18 protein-coding genes are annotated in these 15,782 nt (G+C 30.2%); 6 read left to right on the top strand and 12 right to left on the bottom strand.

What is annotated here, in order from left to right:
- The first annotated feature begins 113 nt into the window (after window positions 1-113).
- The 5 genes from BN1865_RS12560 to BN1865_RS12545 all read left to right on the top strand — a co-directional run bounded on the left by BN1865_RS12560 (window position 114) and on the right by BN1865_RS12545 (window position 3,052).
- The gene (locus tag BN1865_RS12560) at window positions 114-989 is read left to right on the top strand and encodes a cation diffusion facilitator family transporter (protein ID WP_232780396.1); all 876 of its coding nucleotides are present in this window, start codon (window positions 114-116) and stop codon (window positions 987-989) included.
- Between the two features lie 88 nt (window positions 990-1,077).
- Window positions 1,078-1,563, top strand: a complete 486-nt coding sequence (locus BN1865_RS12555) for an RNA polymerase sigma factor (protein WP_050637612.1) — start codon at window positions 1,078-1,080, stop codon at window positions 1,561-1,563.
- On the top strand, window positions 1,560-1,793 hold the full coding sequence (locus tag BN1865_RS18440; RefSeq protein WP_157844127.1) for a hypothetical protein: 234 nt from the start codon (window positions 1,560-1,562) through the stop codon (window positions 1,791-1,793). Before BN1865_RS12555 ends, BN1865_RS18440 begins: the two co-directional genes overlap by 4 nt.
- Window positions 1,794-1,846: 53 nt before the next feature.
- Window positions 1,847-2,191, top strand: a complete 345-nt coding sequence (locus BN1865_RS12550) for a DUF4362 domain-containing protein (RefSeq protein WP_157844126.1) — start codon at window positions 1,847-1,849, stop codon at window positions 2,189-2,191.
- 15 nt (window positions 2,192-2,206) lie between these two features.
- Window positions 2,207-3,052, top strand: a complete 846-nt coding sequence (locus BN1865_RS12545) for a hypothetical protein (RefSeq protein ID WP_050637610.1) — start codon at window positions 2,207-2,209, stop codon at window positions 3,050-3,052.
- Window positions 3,053-3,084: 32 nt separating this feature from the next.
- Here the strand turns inward: BN1865_RS12545 and BN1865_RS12540 are convergent, their stop codons facing one another.
- From BN1865_RS12540 to BN1865_RS12485, 12 genes are all read right to left on the bottom strand, one after another.
- A complete protein-coding gene (locus BN1865_RS12540) occupies window positions 3,085-4,503 on the bottom strand; it encodes an NAD(P)/FAD-dependent oxidoreductase (RefSeq protein ID WP_050637609.1) in 1,419 nt (472 codons plus the stop codon).
- A gap of 151 nt (window positions 4,504-4,654) precedes the next feature.
- Complete coding sequence (locus BN1865_RS12535) at window positions 4,655-4,894, bottom strand: hypothetical protein (RefSeq protein ID WP_050637608.1); 240 nt, start codon at window positions 4,892-4,894, stop codon at window positions 4,655-4,657.
- On the bottom strand, window positions 4,894-5,385 hold the full coding sequence (locus tag BN1865_RS12530; RefSeq protein WP_050637607.1) for a helix-turn-helix domain-containing protein: 492 nt from the start codon (window positions 5,383-5,385) through the stop codon (window positions 4,894-4,896). Before BN1865_RS12530 ends, BN1865_RS12535 begins: the two co-directional genes overlap by 1 nt.
- A gap of 114 nt (window positions 5,386-5,499) precedes the next feature.
- A complete protein-coding gene (nagA, locus tag BN1865_RS12525; RefSeq protein ID WP_050637606.1) occupies window positions 5,500-6,636 on the bottom strand; it encodes an N-acetylglucosamine-6-phosphate deacetylase in 1,137 nt (378 codons plus the stop codon).
- Window positions 6,637-6,809: 173 nt separating this feature from the next.
- Complete coding sequence (locus BN1865_RS12520) at window positions 6,810-7,853, bottom strand: GGDEF domain-containing protein (RefSeq protein ID WP_050637605.1); 1,044 nt, start codon at window positions 7,851-7,853, stop codon at window positions 6,810-6,812.
- Window positions 7,854-7,976: 123 nt separating this feature from the next.
- Window positions 7,977-8,903 carry an AEC family transporter gene (locus BN1865_RS12515; RefSeq protein WP_050637604.1) on the bottom strand — a complete coding sequence of 309 codons (927 nt, stop codon included), beginning with the start codon at window positions 8,901-8,903 and terminating at the stop codon, window positions 7,977-7,979.
- 12 nt (window positions 8,904-8,915) lie between these two features.
- Window positions 8,916-9,167: a kinase to dihydroxyacetone kinase gene (locus BN1865_RS12510; protein ID WP_050637603.1), complete on the bottom strand. Its 252-nt coding sequence runs from the start codon at window positions 9,165-9,167 to the stop codon at window positions 8,916-8,918.
- 2 nt (window positions 9,168-9,169) lie between these two features.
- Entirely contained in the window at window positions 9,170-10,642 is a 1,473-nt protein-coding gene (locus tag BN1865_RS12505) for a glycoside hydrolase family 1 protein (protein ID WP_050637602.1), read from the bottom strand.
- Window positions 10,643-10,772: 130 nt separating this feature from the next.
- Entirely contained in the window at window positions 10,773-11,123 is a 351-nt protein-coding gene (locus tag BN1865_RS12500; protein ID WP_050637601.1) for a hypothetical protein, read from the bottom strand.
- Window positions 11,120-12,553, bottom strand: a complete 1,434-nt coding sequence (locus tag BN1865_RS12495; protein ID WP_050637600.1) for a PTS transporter subunit EIIC — start codon at window positions 12,551-12,553, stop codon at window positions 11,120-11,122. The genes BN1865_RS12500 and BN1865_RS12495 overlap by 4 nt, the downstream gene beginning before the upstream one ends.
- An 85-nt stretch (window positions 12,554-12,638) precedes the next feature.
- Window positions 12,639-13,469: a PRD domain-containing protein gene (locus BN1865_RS12490; protein ID WP_050637599.1), complete on the bottom strand. Its 831-nt coding sequence runs from the start codon at window positions 13,467-13,469 to the stop codon at window positions 12,639-12,641.
- A 15-nt stretch (window positions 13,470-13,484) separates the two neighbouring features.
- Window positions 13,485-13,958 (bottom strand): PTS sugar transporter subunit IIA, encoded by a 474-nt coding sequence (locus BN1865_RS12485; protein WP_050637598.1) that lies wholly within the window; start codon window positions 13,956-13,958, stop codon window positions 13,485-13,487.
- A 446-nt stretch (window positions 13,959-14,404) separates the two neighbouring features.
- On the opposite strand from BN1865_RS12485, the gene mgtE reads away from it, so the two are divergent.
- Window positions 14,405-15,757, top strand: coding sequence for a magnesium transporter (gene mgtE / locus BN1865_RS12480; RefSeq protein WP_050637597.1), 1,353 nt, complete (start codon window positions 14,405-14,407; stop codon window positions 15,755-15,757).
- Window positions 15,758-15,782 lie beyond the last annotated feature (25 nt).

The following is a 15,782-nucleotide window of genomic DNA, read 5'->3' as shown; positions in this document are numbered from 1 at the left end:
CTCTTGGTTGTATTTATTATAATGTAAAATAAGTTTCTTGTAAACTCAAAGAAGAAATCTGTTTTTATCACATCTCCATAATATTAACATAAGATATAAAAGGACGTGATTTTATGGAATTAACTTATAAAGAAACAATTTATCATGTTTCCTATCTTACAATGATTGGAAACTTCATCCTTTCTATTTTTAAATTTCTAGCAGGACTATATGGTCATTCTCATGCAATGATAAGTGATTCTATTCATTCATTAAGTGATGTTGTCAGTACAGTTATTGTGATGATTGGGGCACATTTTTCAAGTATGCCTTCTGATCATGAACATCCTTATGGACATGAAAGAATGGAATGTATTGCAGCTATTCTTTTATCAGTTCTATTAGTTTTTACAGGTCTTCAAATTGGCTATAATAGTTTATTATCACTATTTCATCCTCAAACTATAGTTATTCCTCATTTCATTGCATTCATTGCAGCTATTGTTTCTATCATTATTAAAGAAGCCATGTATTGGTATACCCGTTATTATGCTCTTAAAATACATTCTCCTGCCTTAATGGCTGATGCTTTCCATCATCGTAGTGATGCTTTATCTTCAATTGGAAGTTTCATTGGAATTGGTGGGGCTATGCTTGGCTTTAAATGGCTTGATCCAGCAGCTGGAATTGTTATTTGTTTGTTTATATTAAAACCTGGTATTAGTATTTTCTATGATGCAACAATCAAAATGGTTGATCATAGCTGTTCTGATGAAATTAACAATGCCCTTATTCATTTTATTTTAAAACAAGATTATGTTATTTGTATTGATTCTTTGAAAACAAGAATGTTTAGTGAGAAATATTATGTTGATTTAGAGATTGGTGTTGATGAAAATCTTTCTTTGAAAGAAGCTCATATGATTGCTCATAAAACCCATGATGCTTTAGAAAAAGAATTTCCTGATATTAAACATTGTATGATTCATGTGAATCCAAAAACAAAATAGCCTCTTTTGAGGCTTTTTATGTTAAAATAATAAAAAAGGAGACATTTTCAATCTTTCAATCGTATTAATAATGAGAGAAGAGATAATCATGGATGTAAATAAAAGTCATAGTGAACAGGAAATTATTGATGTCTATGAAAGAAATGTTGATATGGTCTATAGAATTTGTTTTTCTTATATGAAAAATATTGTCGATAGTGAAGATGCTGTTTCACAGACATTTATAAAATATTTAAATTATCATAAGCCGTTTCTTTCTTTAGAACATGAAAAAGCTTGGTTTATTGTAGCTGCCAAAAATACTTGTAAAGATATGTTAAAACAATGGTGGTATAAGAAAAGAATTGATAAAGAAATTATTCTTACAACTGACCCTTTTGATAAAGACAAAACACGTGAAGCTGTCTTAGAACTTCCTAATCGTTATAAAATGGTGACTTATTTATATTATTATGAGGGTTATAATAATCAGGAAATTGCTCATATTCTCAAAATTCCTTCTTCTACAGTTCGTAATCGTCTTGCTCGATCTAGAAAAATACTAAAAAGAAAGTTAGGTGAAAATATGATATGAAAACAATAAAACAAACTTATGATGAAATAACTCTTTCTCCCCATAGAAAAGAGATTCTATTACATAATCTTCTTTTGCATAATTCTAGTCATGAAACATCTTTTAAACATTCAAAAGTGATTCTATCAATTGTTACAATTTGCATTATTGCATTCATTATCATTCCACATATTTTAATCAATCAAAAAAAGAAAATACACTTATTAATCCCAAAAATACCAATCAAATAAATTGTACTTTAAATGATATCCCTCATGATGTTTCTAATATTGAACTTCAAAATATGAATTTTTATGTTTATGCTAATACGAGAGTCTTCCATCAAGATATCTTAGATTCATTTATTAATGATATTTATAAAAATCAACCCTGCCATATTCGTATTGCTATTTCAACAGATGAAGGTGATCCTATTTTAACAGAAGTTTATTTTAATCCTGAAAAAGGTGTGACAATTTATTATGACACAACTAGAGATGACTTTGGAGTTCAGGCATTAAGCGAATACCATTATCAAAAAATTGGTGTCTATCAAGAAACTCTATATGCTTATAATCATGAACTTAATCAAAATGTTATTGAAAATAATGAAGCCTTTTTTATCACTTATACCCATCTTCAATCCTAGGAGGTTATAAAAATTATGAAAAAAACACTTATTTTCCTTATTTTGGCAGTAATGTTACTGCCTTCGCATGTATCAGCAGACATGGGACCAAAGCCAACTGTTAAAATCGATGTTAATGGTATTCAAGAAAAAGCTTATATGACACTTTTATCTAAGGAAAAACAATCTGGTCCTTTTGGTGTTTATGAAACACAAAATGATGATAGTAGATATTTTGGGGATTATGGTCCACAAGAAGTATGGCAGGCATTTGTAGATTATAAAGATGTTGATGGTTTTTATTTCTTACAATATTTCCAATTATGTGTTGATTATTTTCAATGGACTTATTATCCACCTGATGAATTTAAAGTCTTAATTTATTTTCCTCAATCAGATACTTTTATTGTCAGTAAAGAAATATACCAAAGATATGCTTTCAATAGTTTTTATACAGTTACATTAAACTCTCAGAATTTAAATGTAGAATCTCATTCAATATCTACTCCAGAAATCACTGTTGAAGCAAACTACATATGGAATGAAGCCATGTTTGAGCTTGTAATGAGAATGTTAATAACAATCATAATTGAATTGCTGGTTGCTGTTATAATGAAATTCCGTACTCAAAAAGAAATATTATGTATTATAGGAGCAAACATATTAACTCAAATTATTCTTAATTTATTATTAGAAATGAGTAGAGCTTATATTATTGGTATCTTTGCATTATGTTTCTATCTCATATATGAAACTCTAGTTATTCTAATTGAAAAATACATTTATAAAAAGGTCTTAATATCACATAAAAAGAATGATATTCTCACTTATACAATTGTTGCTAATATATTTTCTTTCTTTTTTGGATGGGTATTTATATGAAAAAGCAGAAAGTCAAACTTCCTGCTTTTTCACTATTTATTTTTTTCAATAATACTTCTTGCAATAATAATACCATTGGCTCCCGCTTGAGCAAGTCCTCTTGTTAAACCAGCTCCATCACCACCAACATATAAACCATCAATTTCACTTTCAAATCCTTTTCTCACTTTTGGTCTTGCTGAATAGAATTTTGCTTCTACTCCATATAATAATGTATGTTCATTAGCAATTCCTGGAGTGACATGATCTAATGCTTCAATCATTTCGATAATTGATTTCATTGTATTATATGGTAAAACCAATCCTAAATCACCTGGTACTGCCTCTGGTAAAGTTGGATTTGTATATCCTTCCTTTAAACGTTTATCAGTTGTACGTCTACCTCTTTTGATATCACCATATCTTTGCACAATAATGCTTCCGTGTGATAACATATTGGCAAGTCTTGCAACCTCATGGGCAAATTCATTAGGTTCATTGAAAGGTTCACTAAAGATATGTGATACCAATAATGCAAAATTAGTATTAGGACTTCCCAGTTTTGGATCATGATAAGCATGACCGTTTGCTAACATTGTTCCTGAATGATTTTCAACAACCACATGTCCACTAGGGTTAGAACAAAATGTTCTAACTTTTGTTCCTACAGATGTATTGTAAACAAACTTTCCTTCATAGAGATTACTATTAATTTCATCCATAACAATATTGCTTGTTTCAACACGCACACCAATATCAACTTGATTATTATAAAGTTCTAATCCTTGATTTTTCAAAACTTTTGTTAACCATGTTGAACCATCTCTACCTGGTGCTAAAACAACATTGGGTGCATAAATTTCTTCACCATTTTCTAAAACAATCCCTTTCACAGCATTATTTTCTACTATAATATCTTTTACAGCTGTTTTAAATTGTTCATCAATATGATTTTTTAATTCATTAGACATTTCTGTCATAATTCGTAAATTTTCTTCTGTACCTAAATGACGAACTTTTGCACGCAATAATTTTAAACCAACTGCATATCCTCTTTTTTCAATCTCTTTAATTTTATCAGTTGTTGGATCAGTAATTTCTAATGTTGCTCCATGTTTCAAATATAATTCATCAACATAATGAATAACATCTTCTACTTCCTGATTATCCATATAATCAGTTAACCAACCACCAAACTCACTTGTAATATTAAATTTTCCATCAGAGTACGCCCCTGCACCACCAAATCCTGAAGTAATTGAACATGCTGGTAAACATCCTGGTTCATTATCTTTGATAATTGGACAACTTTTAATCTTTTTATCTTTAATTGGACAATGCCTAAACATAACATCTTGTCCTTTATCAATTAATAAGACCTTTTTGCTTGGATCTTTTAAATAAAATTCATAACTTGCCATAATTCCTGCTGGTCCAGCCCCAACAATAATAACATCATAATTTTTCTGCATAAAAAAACGCCTCATTTCTGGGCATAAATGAATTATCCTTATTTATTATAGTCAAAAATAAGCGAAATTGTCAATACATTAAACATTTCTCAAACATTTTATGTTCCTTTATAACATGTTTTTCATCACACCTTTAATTATAGAGATGACATTATAATCTCATCTCTATAATTTCTCCAGTTTGTGTCTTTATATCTACAATTAATAGATTCTTATGTTGTTGACAACATTTATGTAATCCTATTCTCATTATTTTTCGCTGTTCTTTTGTTAATGATATATATTTTTTAACAATGAATGCTCCTATCCAAATAGAGAATCTATTGATAACTAAAAATCTTGGTAATATAAGACTGATTTTAACTTTTTTAGTCCTTATCTTCAATCTCATCATTCTACAGTTATTTCAATTATATCTCCATCAGCAGTATTAACCTCTACTAATGTCCCCATAACTCCATTTTCAATTAATGCTATAACCATATGAAAATCAATTTGCTTTAATATCTCACTGCCATTAAATTCAGGAAGTTCAACATTCATATCAGCCGCTATCTTTATAAGAGCTAATGGTAAATTAACTTTTATTTTATCACCAGCAGTAGTATTGATATGAACTCTTAATAACATATCATTAATATTTTTACGATCTTCTTTCGCTACAAGGTGAACTGTTTCTTCTTTTTCTCTTACAAGTTCATCTAATGAAATATGATAAAAATCAGCCAATTGAATAAGTATAGATAGATCCGGTATACTTAAATCATTTTCCCATTTACTGACAGCTTGAGATGATACACCCATTTTTTCAGCTATTTCATCTTGTGTCATTCCATGTTGTTTTCTTAATTCATTCATTTTATTTCCTAAAGTTTTTTTCATTATTAACCTCTTTTCTTTTGATAAATAGATTATAGAAAATGTATGCTTAAAAAGGAAGCGACTATAAGTTGAATGACTCTCTTTTTCGTTGATATGAATACAACTTACAGTTGATTACAATTGGTTTCGTTTGACTTCACCTTGACTCATAACTGCTAAAATATCAAAATGATCATTAACAACCAAAATATCACTATCATAGCCAACTTCAATCTTTCCTTTATTTAACCCATATAATTGGGCAGGGTGAGTAGAAGCCATGAAAACAACATCATTCATACAACATCCACATATTTTCATCATATTATGACATGCTTGATTTAATGTTAAAGTACTGCCAGCTATTCTTCCTGTTGCTTTTACACGTGCTTTGCCATTTTTTATTTCTATCTCTTTTCCTGAAAACTGATAAAGTCCATCCGGTAATCCTTTGCATGGGTTCGCATCACTAATTAAAATCAGTCGCTCTTTTCCAATAGCCTGATAAGTCGCTTTAACCACATCCTGATGAATATGAAATCCATCTACAATTAATTCACAAAACAATTTTGATATTATAGCCCCTGTAACAACTCCTGGTCCTCTATGTAAGTGTTGACTCATTGCATTATAAAGATGAGTAATCCCTTTTGCCCCATAAGCTTGTGCTTCAAGAACTTGTTGAGCAGTTGCACTACTATGACCGACATTCATAACGATACCATGATTATTCCCATATGTAATCAGTTCTAAAGCTTGAGGTAATTCAGGGGCAATTGTCATAGCTTTTAATTTTTTACAATGATTCAAATAATCATCAAATTTTTGAAAATCTGGTTCTATCAACCCTTCTTCTTTCATAACAGCCTTATTATTCTTATTTAAAAACGGTCCTTCCATATGAACACCTAATAAATGAGCATTCCCACAATTATCATACATATCTAATATTTTTAACATATCTTCATGATTTTCAACAGTTAAACTTGCCATAAAACAAGTCACTCCTTCATCTAATAAAGCCTGACTCATTGTGTCAATATCTTCAATTTGACAAGTATTAAAATCATACCCATGAATTCCATGTGTATGTGTATCTATGAGTCCTGGTATAATATAAGCCCCTTTTGCATCAATGACCTGATCTGCTATGATATTCTGATAATCTTTATAAACACCTATAATTTTATTTCCTTCAACAAGAACTGCTCCATTTTCTATTTCCTTTTCCCCGTCAATAAGAACTTTTCCATTTTCAACAAGTATTTTCATTTCTAAACTCCTTTCTCTTTATTGTCATATCTGATGATGAATAAACTCACTATTATTATACGATTTACAATAGAAAAGTAAACATTGTGATAATATGAAAACACTATTTACAGTTTCAAAAACACAAAAAAAGTGCTTCATTTTTATATTCAGCAACTTTTTTATCCTCATAATTAACGTCTACGAGAATTAACACTTTTATAATAATGTTTTTTATATTCATTCATCTTATAATCAGCCATCTTTACAATCTCATTAATATCTAATGCTTCTGTTTGTAAAGCAATACCATAAGAAATAGAATAGCCTGCTTCATCAATCTTATTTGACACTTCTTTGATTGTTTTTTCAACTTCATCAAGCAATGCATTGGGACATAAGATTAAAAACTCATCGCCACCCATCCGAAATATCTCGCTGTTTAAAAAATGTTCTTTACATAAATCAGCAATCAATCTCAACATTTGATCACCAGCATAATGACCTTGTAGATTATTTACTTCATGTAAACCATTCACATCAATAAAAACACCAATTAAATGATCTATATCTGCTGACTGAAAGTTTTTTTCATATTGAATAAAACTATTGCGGTTCTTAACTCCAGTACTTAAATCCATATGACTTTGAAATTCTAGTTTTTGTTGATTTATAAGAATTTCATATTGATAAGTTCGAATACGAATAGCTATATATGTTGCAAAAGCAAAATTAATGACATATAAAAAAGGAAATCTTAAGAGAAACGTTGGACTATATTGATATTGTAATAAAAATGATAAAGGTCCAATAAACACTAGTAATAACATAATTAAATAATAAACATTAATGATGAAACCAGCCTTAAAATCAATAGAGATCATAAAAGCATAAGTTGCAATGAGAATCCACAAGATAGCAAAACCATCATTTCCACCGAGAATTGTATAACTTGTAAAAATCACCACACAAATAACAATATAAACAGCTTTTAAAAATATATCACAATTATGATATTTGCTCATATAATAACCAATAAATAAAAATAGAGAACATCCCACTGTAGAACATAACATTATATAAGACTGCTGGCGAATATTTAAAATACTCATAATTAAAAATGCAACCGAAGCAATTAAAGCAATTCCTCTTTGATTTCGTCTTTCCTCTTTTGCACGATGTATTGTCACAAATTCATCCGCATATAATACTTTTTTTACATGTTCATACAATCTCATTATATAGCACGTCCTTCTCATCCCTATCTAAGTTTATTATACACTAAAAAATACGAGGGGGGGAATTATTTTAGATCTTCTACCAATAATTCTATCTCGTATTTTATATTTTTATTGACACCCTTAAACGAGGAACAAAGCCACAATTAAAGGTATTGTTACAACTGATAATAGCGTAGTCATAAAGACTGTTTTGGCTGCCAATGAAACATCCCCATCATATTCAGTAGCAAACAAAACTGCACTATTAGCAACTGGCATAGAAATCATAATCAATGTTATCCCTAAAATTAATGGATCACCTATAATCAGTTTTAAAATAGGATAGGCTATGACAGGCACAATAATTTGTTTGATAATTGTATAGGGATAAATCTTTAATTCAGTAAAGACTTCTTTTAATGGTATATTTGCTAATGTTGAACCAATCAGTAACATCGCCATAGGTGTCGTAATATCTCCCACCATTGTTACAGTTGAAGAAATAACATCTGGAAAATGAATACCAGTAAAGTAAATCAACAATGCAACAAGTGAAGCAATCACTCCAGGAGATAATAAATTTTTAGGATCAAGTTTCACATTCTGACCAGTTCCATAATTCATAATAACAATACCAGCAGTAAAAACAAACAGATTAAAAATCATATTAAAAATAGCTGTAAAGAAAACGGCTTCATTGCCAAATATTGCTTTCATCACTGGAAATCCCATAAAACCAATATTAGAAAATACAGTCATAAATATATATAATCCTTGTTGAGGCAAAGGAATTTTCATAACTTTAACAATGATAAATCCTAATATTGGCATAATCAGATAAATTGCAAAACCAATCAAGAAAACAAAAAGAATATCATTAAAACTTTGTGTAACAGTTGTAGATAATACAGATGAAACAATCATTGCTGGAGTTGTAACAGTTAGTAATAAAGTTGTCAATTTTTTATTTAAATCAACATCTAATATCTTTACTTTAAACAAGAAATAACCTAAAGCAATCACTAAAAACAATTGAATCATCTGCATCAATATAACTTGAATATCCACAACAGTTTCCCCCTATCCCTTTAATCCTTTTGCTTGTCTTTCCATGTTTTCCACAACAATATCATAAATCTCTCCAAGTGTTGCTGCATACTCTAAAACAAGCCAAGGCTCATTGGTATGAAAATGAATCTTAATTAATTCATCATCACCAACAGCCAACAAACAATCTCCCTTAAAATTCTCAGTTATATAATCATTGATTTCATCTTCATTTAGATTCTGTCCTTCAATTAATAACTGTGTATCAAATTTAAATTCTAACATTTCTATTCTCCTTCAAATAAATAAGCACCATTTGTTTCAATAACTTTCTTATACCAATCAAATGATTTCTTTTTATATCTCTTATATGTTCCATTTCCTAAATCATCACAATCTACATATATGAATCCATATCTTTTACTCATCTGTTTTGTTGATTCGCTCACGATATCTATACATCCCCATGATGTATATCCCATTAAATCAACTCCATCTATCTCTATCGCATTTAACATTTCTCTAAAGTGTTTATCAAAATAATCAATACGATAATCATCTTCAACTGTTCCATTTACTAATTCATCCTTAGCTCCAAGTCCATTTTCTACTATGAATAATGGCTTTCTATAGCGATCATATAAATCTACTAGCGAAACTCTCAAACCAATTGGATCAATCTGCCATCCCCAGTCAGAACTTGGTATATATGGATTTTTAATAGCTGTCATTGTATTAGCTGCTGTTTTCTTGAGCCCAGCGTCATCTTTAGCTACACAACTACTAGAATAATAACTAAATGAAACAAAATCAACTGGATATGCTTTCATAATATCAAGATCTCCTTCTTCCATCTTGATATTCAATCCTTCATTCTTAAACTTCGCCAGTAGATATGCTGGATATTCCCCAAAGACCTGTGTATCACTATAGCAGTATGTACTTCTCATATCCTGCTGTGCCTGTAAGACATCCTCTGGCTTACATGTATATGGATAATATGTTAATTTTGTCAGCATACATCCTACCTTTGATCCTGGTATCTTTTCATGACATATCTTTGTCGCCAAAGCACTTGCTACAAACTGATGATGCATCGCCTGGAAGATCACTTCCTGGAAATTGCGACCTGGGAATCGATCTTCCACCAGTCCTCCTGTTGTATACGGATGTCTGATCATTGAATCCACTTCATTGAATGTCAGCCAGTATTTCACTTTGTTCTTATATCTTTCACAGATCACTTCTACATATCTAACAAACATGTCAATCACTTCTCTTGATGCCCAGCCATCATAATTGAGTGTCAAATTGATTGGCGGTTCATAGTGTGACATTGTCACTAATGGTTCAATCCCATATTTTAAACATTCATCAAAGATATCATCATAGAACTTCAAGCCTTCTTCATTAGGTTCCTTGTCATCACCATTAGGAAAGATTCTTGTCCAGGCAATGGACATACGATAAACCTTGAATCCCATTTCAGCAAACATCTTGATATCTTCCTTATAATGATGATATCCATCAGATGCATGTCTTTTAGGATACAGAGAATCATCCTTAGATAACAAAGCATCTTCAATATCCTGAGTTGTGATACTATTATGTGCCTTATAATCCTGAACATCAACATCTAAATGATGTCTAGCACAATCAGAGACACTAACTCCCTTTCCTCCTTCATTCCATCCACCTTCATATTGATTGGCAGCAGTGGCACCACCCCATAAAAAACCATCAGGAAACTTTCTTGTCATAAATTATTCCTCCTCTTATTTAAATTTATTATAATCAAAATACTAAGACCTGCTTTCTTTTTTCAAAAGTTGAAACATTTTGTTTATATGAAAACAAGAGAGTCTCTTGTTTAATATGAATGAGACTCTCTTACTTGTTTAATTTTGTAATATATGAACTTTCAAATATAATTTTTTCATTTTCAACTACAAATGTTTCAATTCCTAAAATGTTCCTTTGTTCATTTTTAAAAACGTGCAAAACATAACTTCCATAGTCCTTTTGTAATAAAATTTCAGAATGAGGAACATCTTTTTTTTCATTTCTTTTATGAACTTCTGCATCAATAAGTTTTTTGATATCATCATGTCCAACAACTGGTTCTTCTAATAAATTGGTTATCACAATTGCATCACTTGAAAAATCATCTAAAATTATATTGATATCCTGACTACGCATGACAGAACTATGATGTCGAACAACTTCTATTGCACTCTTCATTTTGAAACCTCCTCTATACTTTTTTGAACAAGTGGATCATCTTTAGCAAAGCCAAAGAAATAAGTCACAATAGCCGCAACAATCACTGAAATAGCTTCAGCTGATACACCTATAATAATATTCATAGTTGATCCACCAACATAACTGGCTAAATGTAAAACATTAGCAACAGGAATCAAATTATAAACAGTTACACCAAATATACCAATAATTATCCCTCCTACAAAACCACCTGCAACCATTCCAATAAGTGGACGTTTAAATCGTAATCCGAGTCCATACATAGCTGGTTCTGTGACACCCCCAACACAACAGGAAATAAAGTAACCAATAACTAAACTTTTTTCTTGTTTATTTTTGATTCTTAAAATAGCTCCAAGACACATCCCATAAACAGCAGCTCCTGCAACCAATGCCCCTGGCATAATGATTGTATCTGATCCTGTTGATGAAAAAACAACAAATAAAGCTGACATTAAAACAACATGCATCCCTGTCATTACCAATATCTGCCACAATGCTCCAATCATTGCGATGGAGATAATTGTAAATAAACCACCATATTGAGAAAGGCTTAATAATCCTCCACTAATAAATTGTCCTACAAATGCACCAGAAGGTCCTAAGACACATAAACTGACAGGCAACATAATAGCGATTGTAAGTGTTGGTACAAAGACTGTTGAAAGCATATTTGGGATGATTTTATTGAGTATTTTTTCTACCTGTTTCATTACCCATACAGACATAATAATAGGTAGTATTGAACTTGTATAATTTTGTAAGCTTGCTGGCATCCCATATATACTTAAGCTCTTCGATTGTGCAACAAATTCAAGTAATGTCGGATGAATCAAAATGGCTCCTAAAAACATTCCTAAAATAGGTGAAGTACCAAATTTTTTAGCTGCCGTATATCCTGTAAAAATAGGTAAGAAATAAAATCCAGCATCTCCTACAAATGCAAAGAGAATATATAAATCGCTACTTTCACTTAAAACATTCAACATCATTGGTCCTAATACTGTTGTCAACATTTTAAAGATTGATGCTGAAATCATAATTGGAATGAGTGGTGTCATACATCCTGCTAACCCATCTAATATTTTCATTCCTAATGTTTTTATATTTAGTTTTTCTTTTACTTGATCATGACGATGCTCTTCTATAGCAAAATCTCCTAATTCACAAACATTTTCATAAACAAGCTGGACTGTTTGGCCTAAAATAATTTGTAATTGCCCACCAACATATTGAACACCTAAAACCCCTTGTATCTTTTTAATTTGTTCAGTTTGGGCAAGACTACTATCTTTTAAACTTAATCTTAATCTCGTCATACAATGCGTCACAAATGATATATTGTCTTTACCACCAACACATTGAACAATTTCTTTAGCGAGTTGTTCATACTTTTCTTTTTTTGACATAATTTTCTCCTCTTTTCATCTTTAAAATAAAAACCAACAATTAAAAGACTATTGTCTCTTTATTTGTTGGATAATGCCCTTTCGGTTACAATTCCTCTCTTGCATATAATCGATTGACATGCAACATTAAATAGAGTAGCTCTTCTTCACTGGGTACCCAGTGAAGTTTTTCTTCTATGTATGTTTTTATCTTTAATACACAATGATATATCTTTGGAAATTCTTTCTTCATATTCTGATACATTTTAATATTATCACTTGAAATACTTACTCCTACATTCTTTCTTTTTAATAAATACTGTAAATGAGAAACAAACCTTGAATAATTAAAATCATCTCTTTTAATATGAACATTTAATTCTTTTTCCAATATAAGTGTGATTTCATTAATAATGTCTTCATTCATATTATCATCTAAATTTCTTTCTCCCATCGCTTCAGCATTCACAAAATGGAGTGCAATATTCCCTGCTTCTTCTCTAGGTAGATGAATATGTAGTTCACGAGAAATCATTTTAACAGCCATCATTCCTATTTCCATTTCTTTTTCATAAAAATATTGAACATCATAAATCAATGGATTTTTAAGATTTAAATGCTGTTGATGTCTTTTAATCGCAAAGTGTAAATGATCTGCAAGTGTAAAAACAATATTATTATTGAGTTCACAACGAATATAATTTCTCGCAATATCTACCACTCTTGCAGAAATATCAAATATTTCTTCAGGTATTTCATCAATAAGCGCTAAATATCTTGAACTAATCCCATAATATGTACGGTGAATAAGACTTAAATCATTTAATTCATAAGGTGTTTTAGGAAAACCTATGCCCTTACCAAAAGCAATTAATTCATGTTGATGACTATCTAAACATATAGCAACATTATTGTTTATTTTTTTGATCACTTTCATGAATTTCCCTTCTTTCTATATAAGTTCAATAATTCGATTTTCCCCTTTTATAACATGATCTCTATAATCAATATGGACATGATAATTCTTTTTATTCGTAATCACCATCGGTGTTATCAGACAAACATCTTTTTCTTTAAAAAACTGCCTATCAATTCTCATAATCATCTGTCCTTTTTTCACCCTTTCGCCCTCATGAACTAATATTTCAAAACCCTTCCCATGAAAATGAACAGTTTCTAAACCAATATGAATAAGAATTTCAACTCCCATATCACTCACCATTCCAAATGCATGCAAAGTATGAGCAATCATTGTTATTTTTCCATCACATGGTGCACAGATATAGTCATCTTGAGGTATAAATGCAACTGTCTCCCCAAGCATTTGAGAAGCAAAGACTTCATCTGGAATACTATTAACCTCAATCATTTGTCCAGTCATTGGGGCATACAAAGATAAATCTTTCTTTTTTAAAAAATCAAACATTTTTTCATCCTTTCTTAACACAAAAAAACTTCTTTAAAAACATACACAAAAATAGTATCTACTATTTAAGGTAATGCCTTCAAAGAAGTGACAATCCTTTTACAAGTTCAGTATAACATACGTTGAAAGCGCTGTCAAACTTGTTTTTCCGTTTTATAAGGCTTTTTCATTCTGATTTGATAATATATTCTGTACCATTACTCTCCATTAAACTTGTCTTTTATAGAGTATACTTTTAAATATTAACGGTATAATGTGTTTAATATATCATACTTATAAGTCTTTAATAACCAGAAAATAAATATATATTTAACTTGACTTTCGACTTCATTTTTATCATACTTTGAATGTATGAGAAAGGATGTGAGATTATGGATAAAGGCAAGCCCAAACCGTATAAAACTGATCTCACATATGTGAGATCTTCTTAAAAAAGGAGGTCTAAAATGGAAAACAAAACACAAATTCAATTAGAAAAATTATTACAAGCATTAATTAAACATGATACAAAAGAGATTGATCATATTTACGATCATGTTCAGACAATTGATTTAGCACAAGAAATTGAAGAATTAGAAGATAATCAATTGGAATATTTATGTAATCATATTGATGATGAAAAATTATCAGAAATATTAGAAGAATCTGATGAAGAATTACAAGTTGATATTATTGATTGTTTAAATAATCAAAGAATTTTAAGATTATTTAATTTGATTCCTAAGGATACAATTGTTGATATCTTAGGGGAACTTCCAATTGGTAAACGTAAGCAATTAATGACTTTAATGAAAACAGATGATCAGAAAATCATAGAGCAATTACTTGGTTATGAGGAAGATACTGCTGGTGGTTTAATGACAACAGAGTATATTGCTTTAAATGATCATTTAACAATGATGAATGCACTTAAGAAAATTAAAGAAATTGCTCCTAAAACTGAAGTCATTGAAACTATTTTTGTTTTAAATGATAAAAAGCAATTAATTGGAACTGCTGATTTAAGAGATATATTAGTTGCTGATGAAAAGGCAACATTGGAATCTATTATGGATGATCAGGTTATTTCTGTAACTCCTGAAACAGATCAGGAAGAAGTTTCTTTATTAGTATCCAAATATGACTTAGCAACTATTCCTGTTGTTAATAAAAATAATGGATTACTTGGGATTATTACAGTTGATGATATCATCGATGTTATTCAAGAAGAACATACAGAAGATATGTTACAGATGCATGGTGTAAATAAGGAAGAATCTTTGGATTCAACATTATTTGAGTCTATTAAAATGCGTCTTCCATGGTTAGTTATCAATCTTGCAACTGCCTTTTTAGCATCATTTACTGTTAAAATGTTTGAAAGTACAATTGAACAAATTGTAGCTTTATCAGCCACAATGACAATTGTGACAGGAATGGGTGGAAATGCCGGAAGTCAAACATTGTCCATCATGATTAGAAGTATTGCTTTAGGTGAAGTCCATTTTAAAGATTGTTTTCCGGCACTGAGAAAAGAAATCTTTTTAGGGATTATTAATGGCTTTGTTACTGGACTTGTCACAGGAATTATTGTTTATGCACTCTATGGTAACTTTTATTTAGGTGTTATTATTTGTATTGCTATGATTGGAAACTTAGTAGTATCCGGCTTCTTTGGATTTGTTATACCAGTCGTTTTAAAAGCACTACATGCCGATCCTGCTTTGGCTTCTTCTATTTTTTTAACAACAGCAACTGATGTTTTAGGATTCTTTATATTTTTAGAATTAGCTAACTTATTTCTACCATTTCTTGTTTAAAAAGGGAATTCATAAATCAATTATG

It is taken from the genome of Candidatus Stoquefichus sp. SB1 (assembly GCF_001244545.1).
Taxonomy (GTDB): domain Bacteria; phylum Bacillota_I; class Bacilli_A; order Erysipelotrichales; family Coprobacillaceae; genus Stoquefichus.
Note: the sequence above shows the minus strand (reverse complement) of the source record. Positions and strands in the feature narration are given on the sequence as shown.

Coding starts and splice junctions, on each gene's coding strand:
- BN1865_RS12540 (WP_050637609.1), bottom strand. CDS start 4,503: ATGCAGAAAAATTATGATGTTATTATTGTTGGGGCTGGACCAGCAGGA.
- mgtE (WP_050637597.1), top strand. CDS start 14,405: ATGGAAAACAAAACACAAATTCAATTAGAAAAATTATTACAAGCATTA.
- BN1865_RS12550 (WP_157844126.1), top strand. CDS start 1,847: ATGAATTTTTATGTTTATGCTAATACGAGAGTCTTCCATCAAGATATC.
- nagA (WP_050637606.1), bottom strand. CDS start 6,636: ATGAAAATACTTGTTGAAAATGGAAAAGTTCTTATTGACGGGGAAAAG.
- BN1865_RS18440 (WP_157844127.1), top strand. CDS start 1,560: ATGAAAACAATAAAACAAACTTATGATGAAATAACTCTTTCTCCCCAT.
- BN1865_RS12530 (WP_050637607.1), bottom strand. CDS start 5,385: ATGAAAAAAACTTTAGGAAATAAAATGAATGAATTAAGAAAACAACAT.
- BN1865_RS12510 (WP_050637603.1), bottom strand. CDS start 9,167: ATGTTAGAATTTAAATTTGATACACAGTTATTAATTGAAGGACAGAAT.
- BN1865_RS12505 (WP_050637602.1), bottom strand. CDS start 10,642: ATGACAAGAAAGTTTCCTGATGGTTTTTTATGGGGTGGTGCCACTGCT.
- BN1865_RS12520 (WP_050637605.1), bottom strand. CDS start 7,853: ATGAGATTGTATGAACATGTAAAAAAAGTATTATATGCGGATGAATTT.
- BN1865_RS12535 (WP_050637608.1), bottom strand. CDS start 4,894: ATGAGATTGAAGATAAGGACTAAAAAAGTTAAAATCAGTCTTATATTA.
- BN1865_RS12560 (WP_232780396.1), top strand. CDS start 114: ATGGAATTAACTTATAAAGAAACAATTTATCATGTTTCCTATCTTACA.
- BN1865_RS12495 (WP_050637600.1), bottom strand. CDS start 12,553: ATGTCAAAAAAAGAAAAGTATGAACAACTCGCTAAAGAAATTGTTCAA.
- BN1865_RS12545 (WP_050637610.1), top strand. CDS start 2,207: ATGAAAAAAACACTTATTTTCCTTATTTTGGCAGTAATGTTACTGCCT.
- BN1865_RS12490 (WP_050637599.1), bottom strand. CDS start 13,469: ATGAAAGTGATCAAAAAAATAAACAATAATGTTGCTATATGTTTAGAT.
- BN1865_RS12485 (WP_050637598.1), bottom strand. CDS start 13,958: ATGTTTGATTTTTTAAAAAAGAAAGATTTATCTTTGTATGCCCCAATG.
- BN1865_RS12500 (WP_050637601.1), bottom strand. CDS start 11,123: ATGAAGAGTGCAATAGAAGTTGTTCGACATCATAGTTCTGTCATGCGT.
- BN1865_RS12555 (WP_050637612.1), top strand. CDS start 1,078: ATGGATGTAAATAAAAGTCATAGTGAACAGGAAATTATTGATGTCTAT.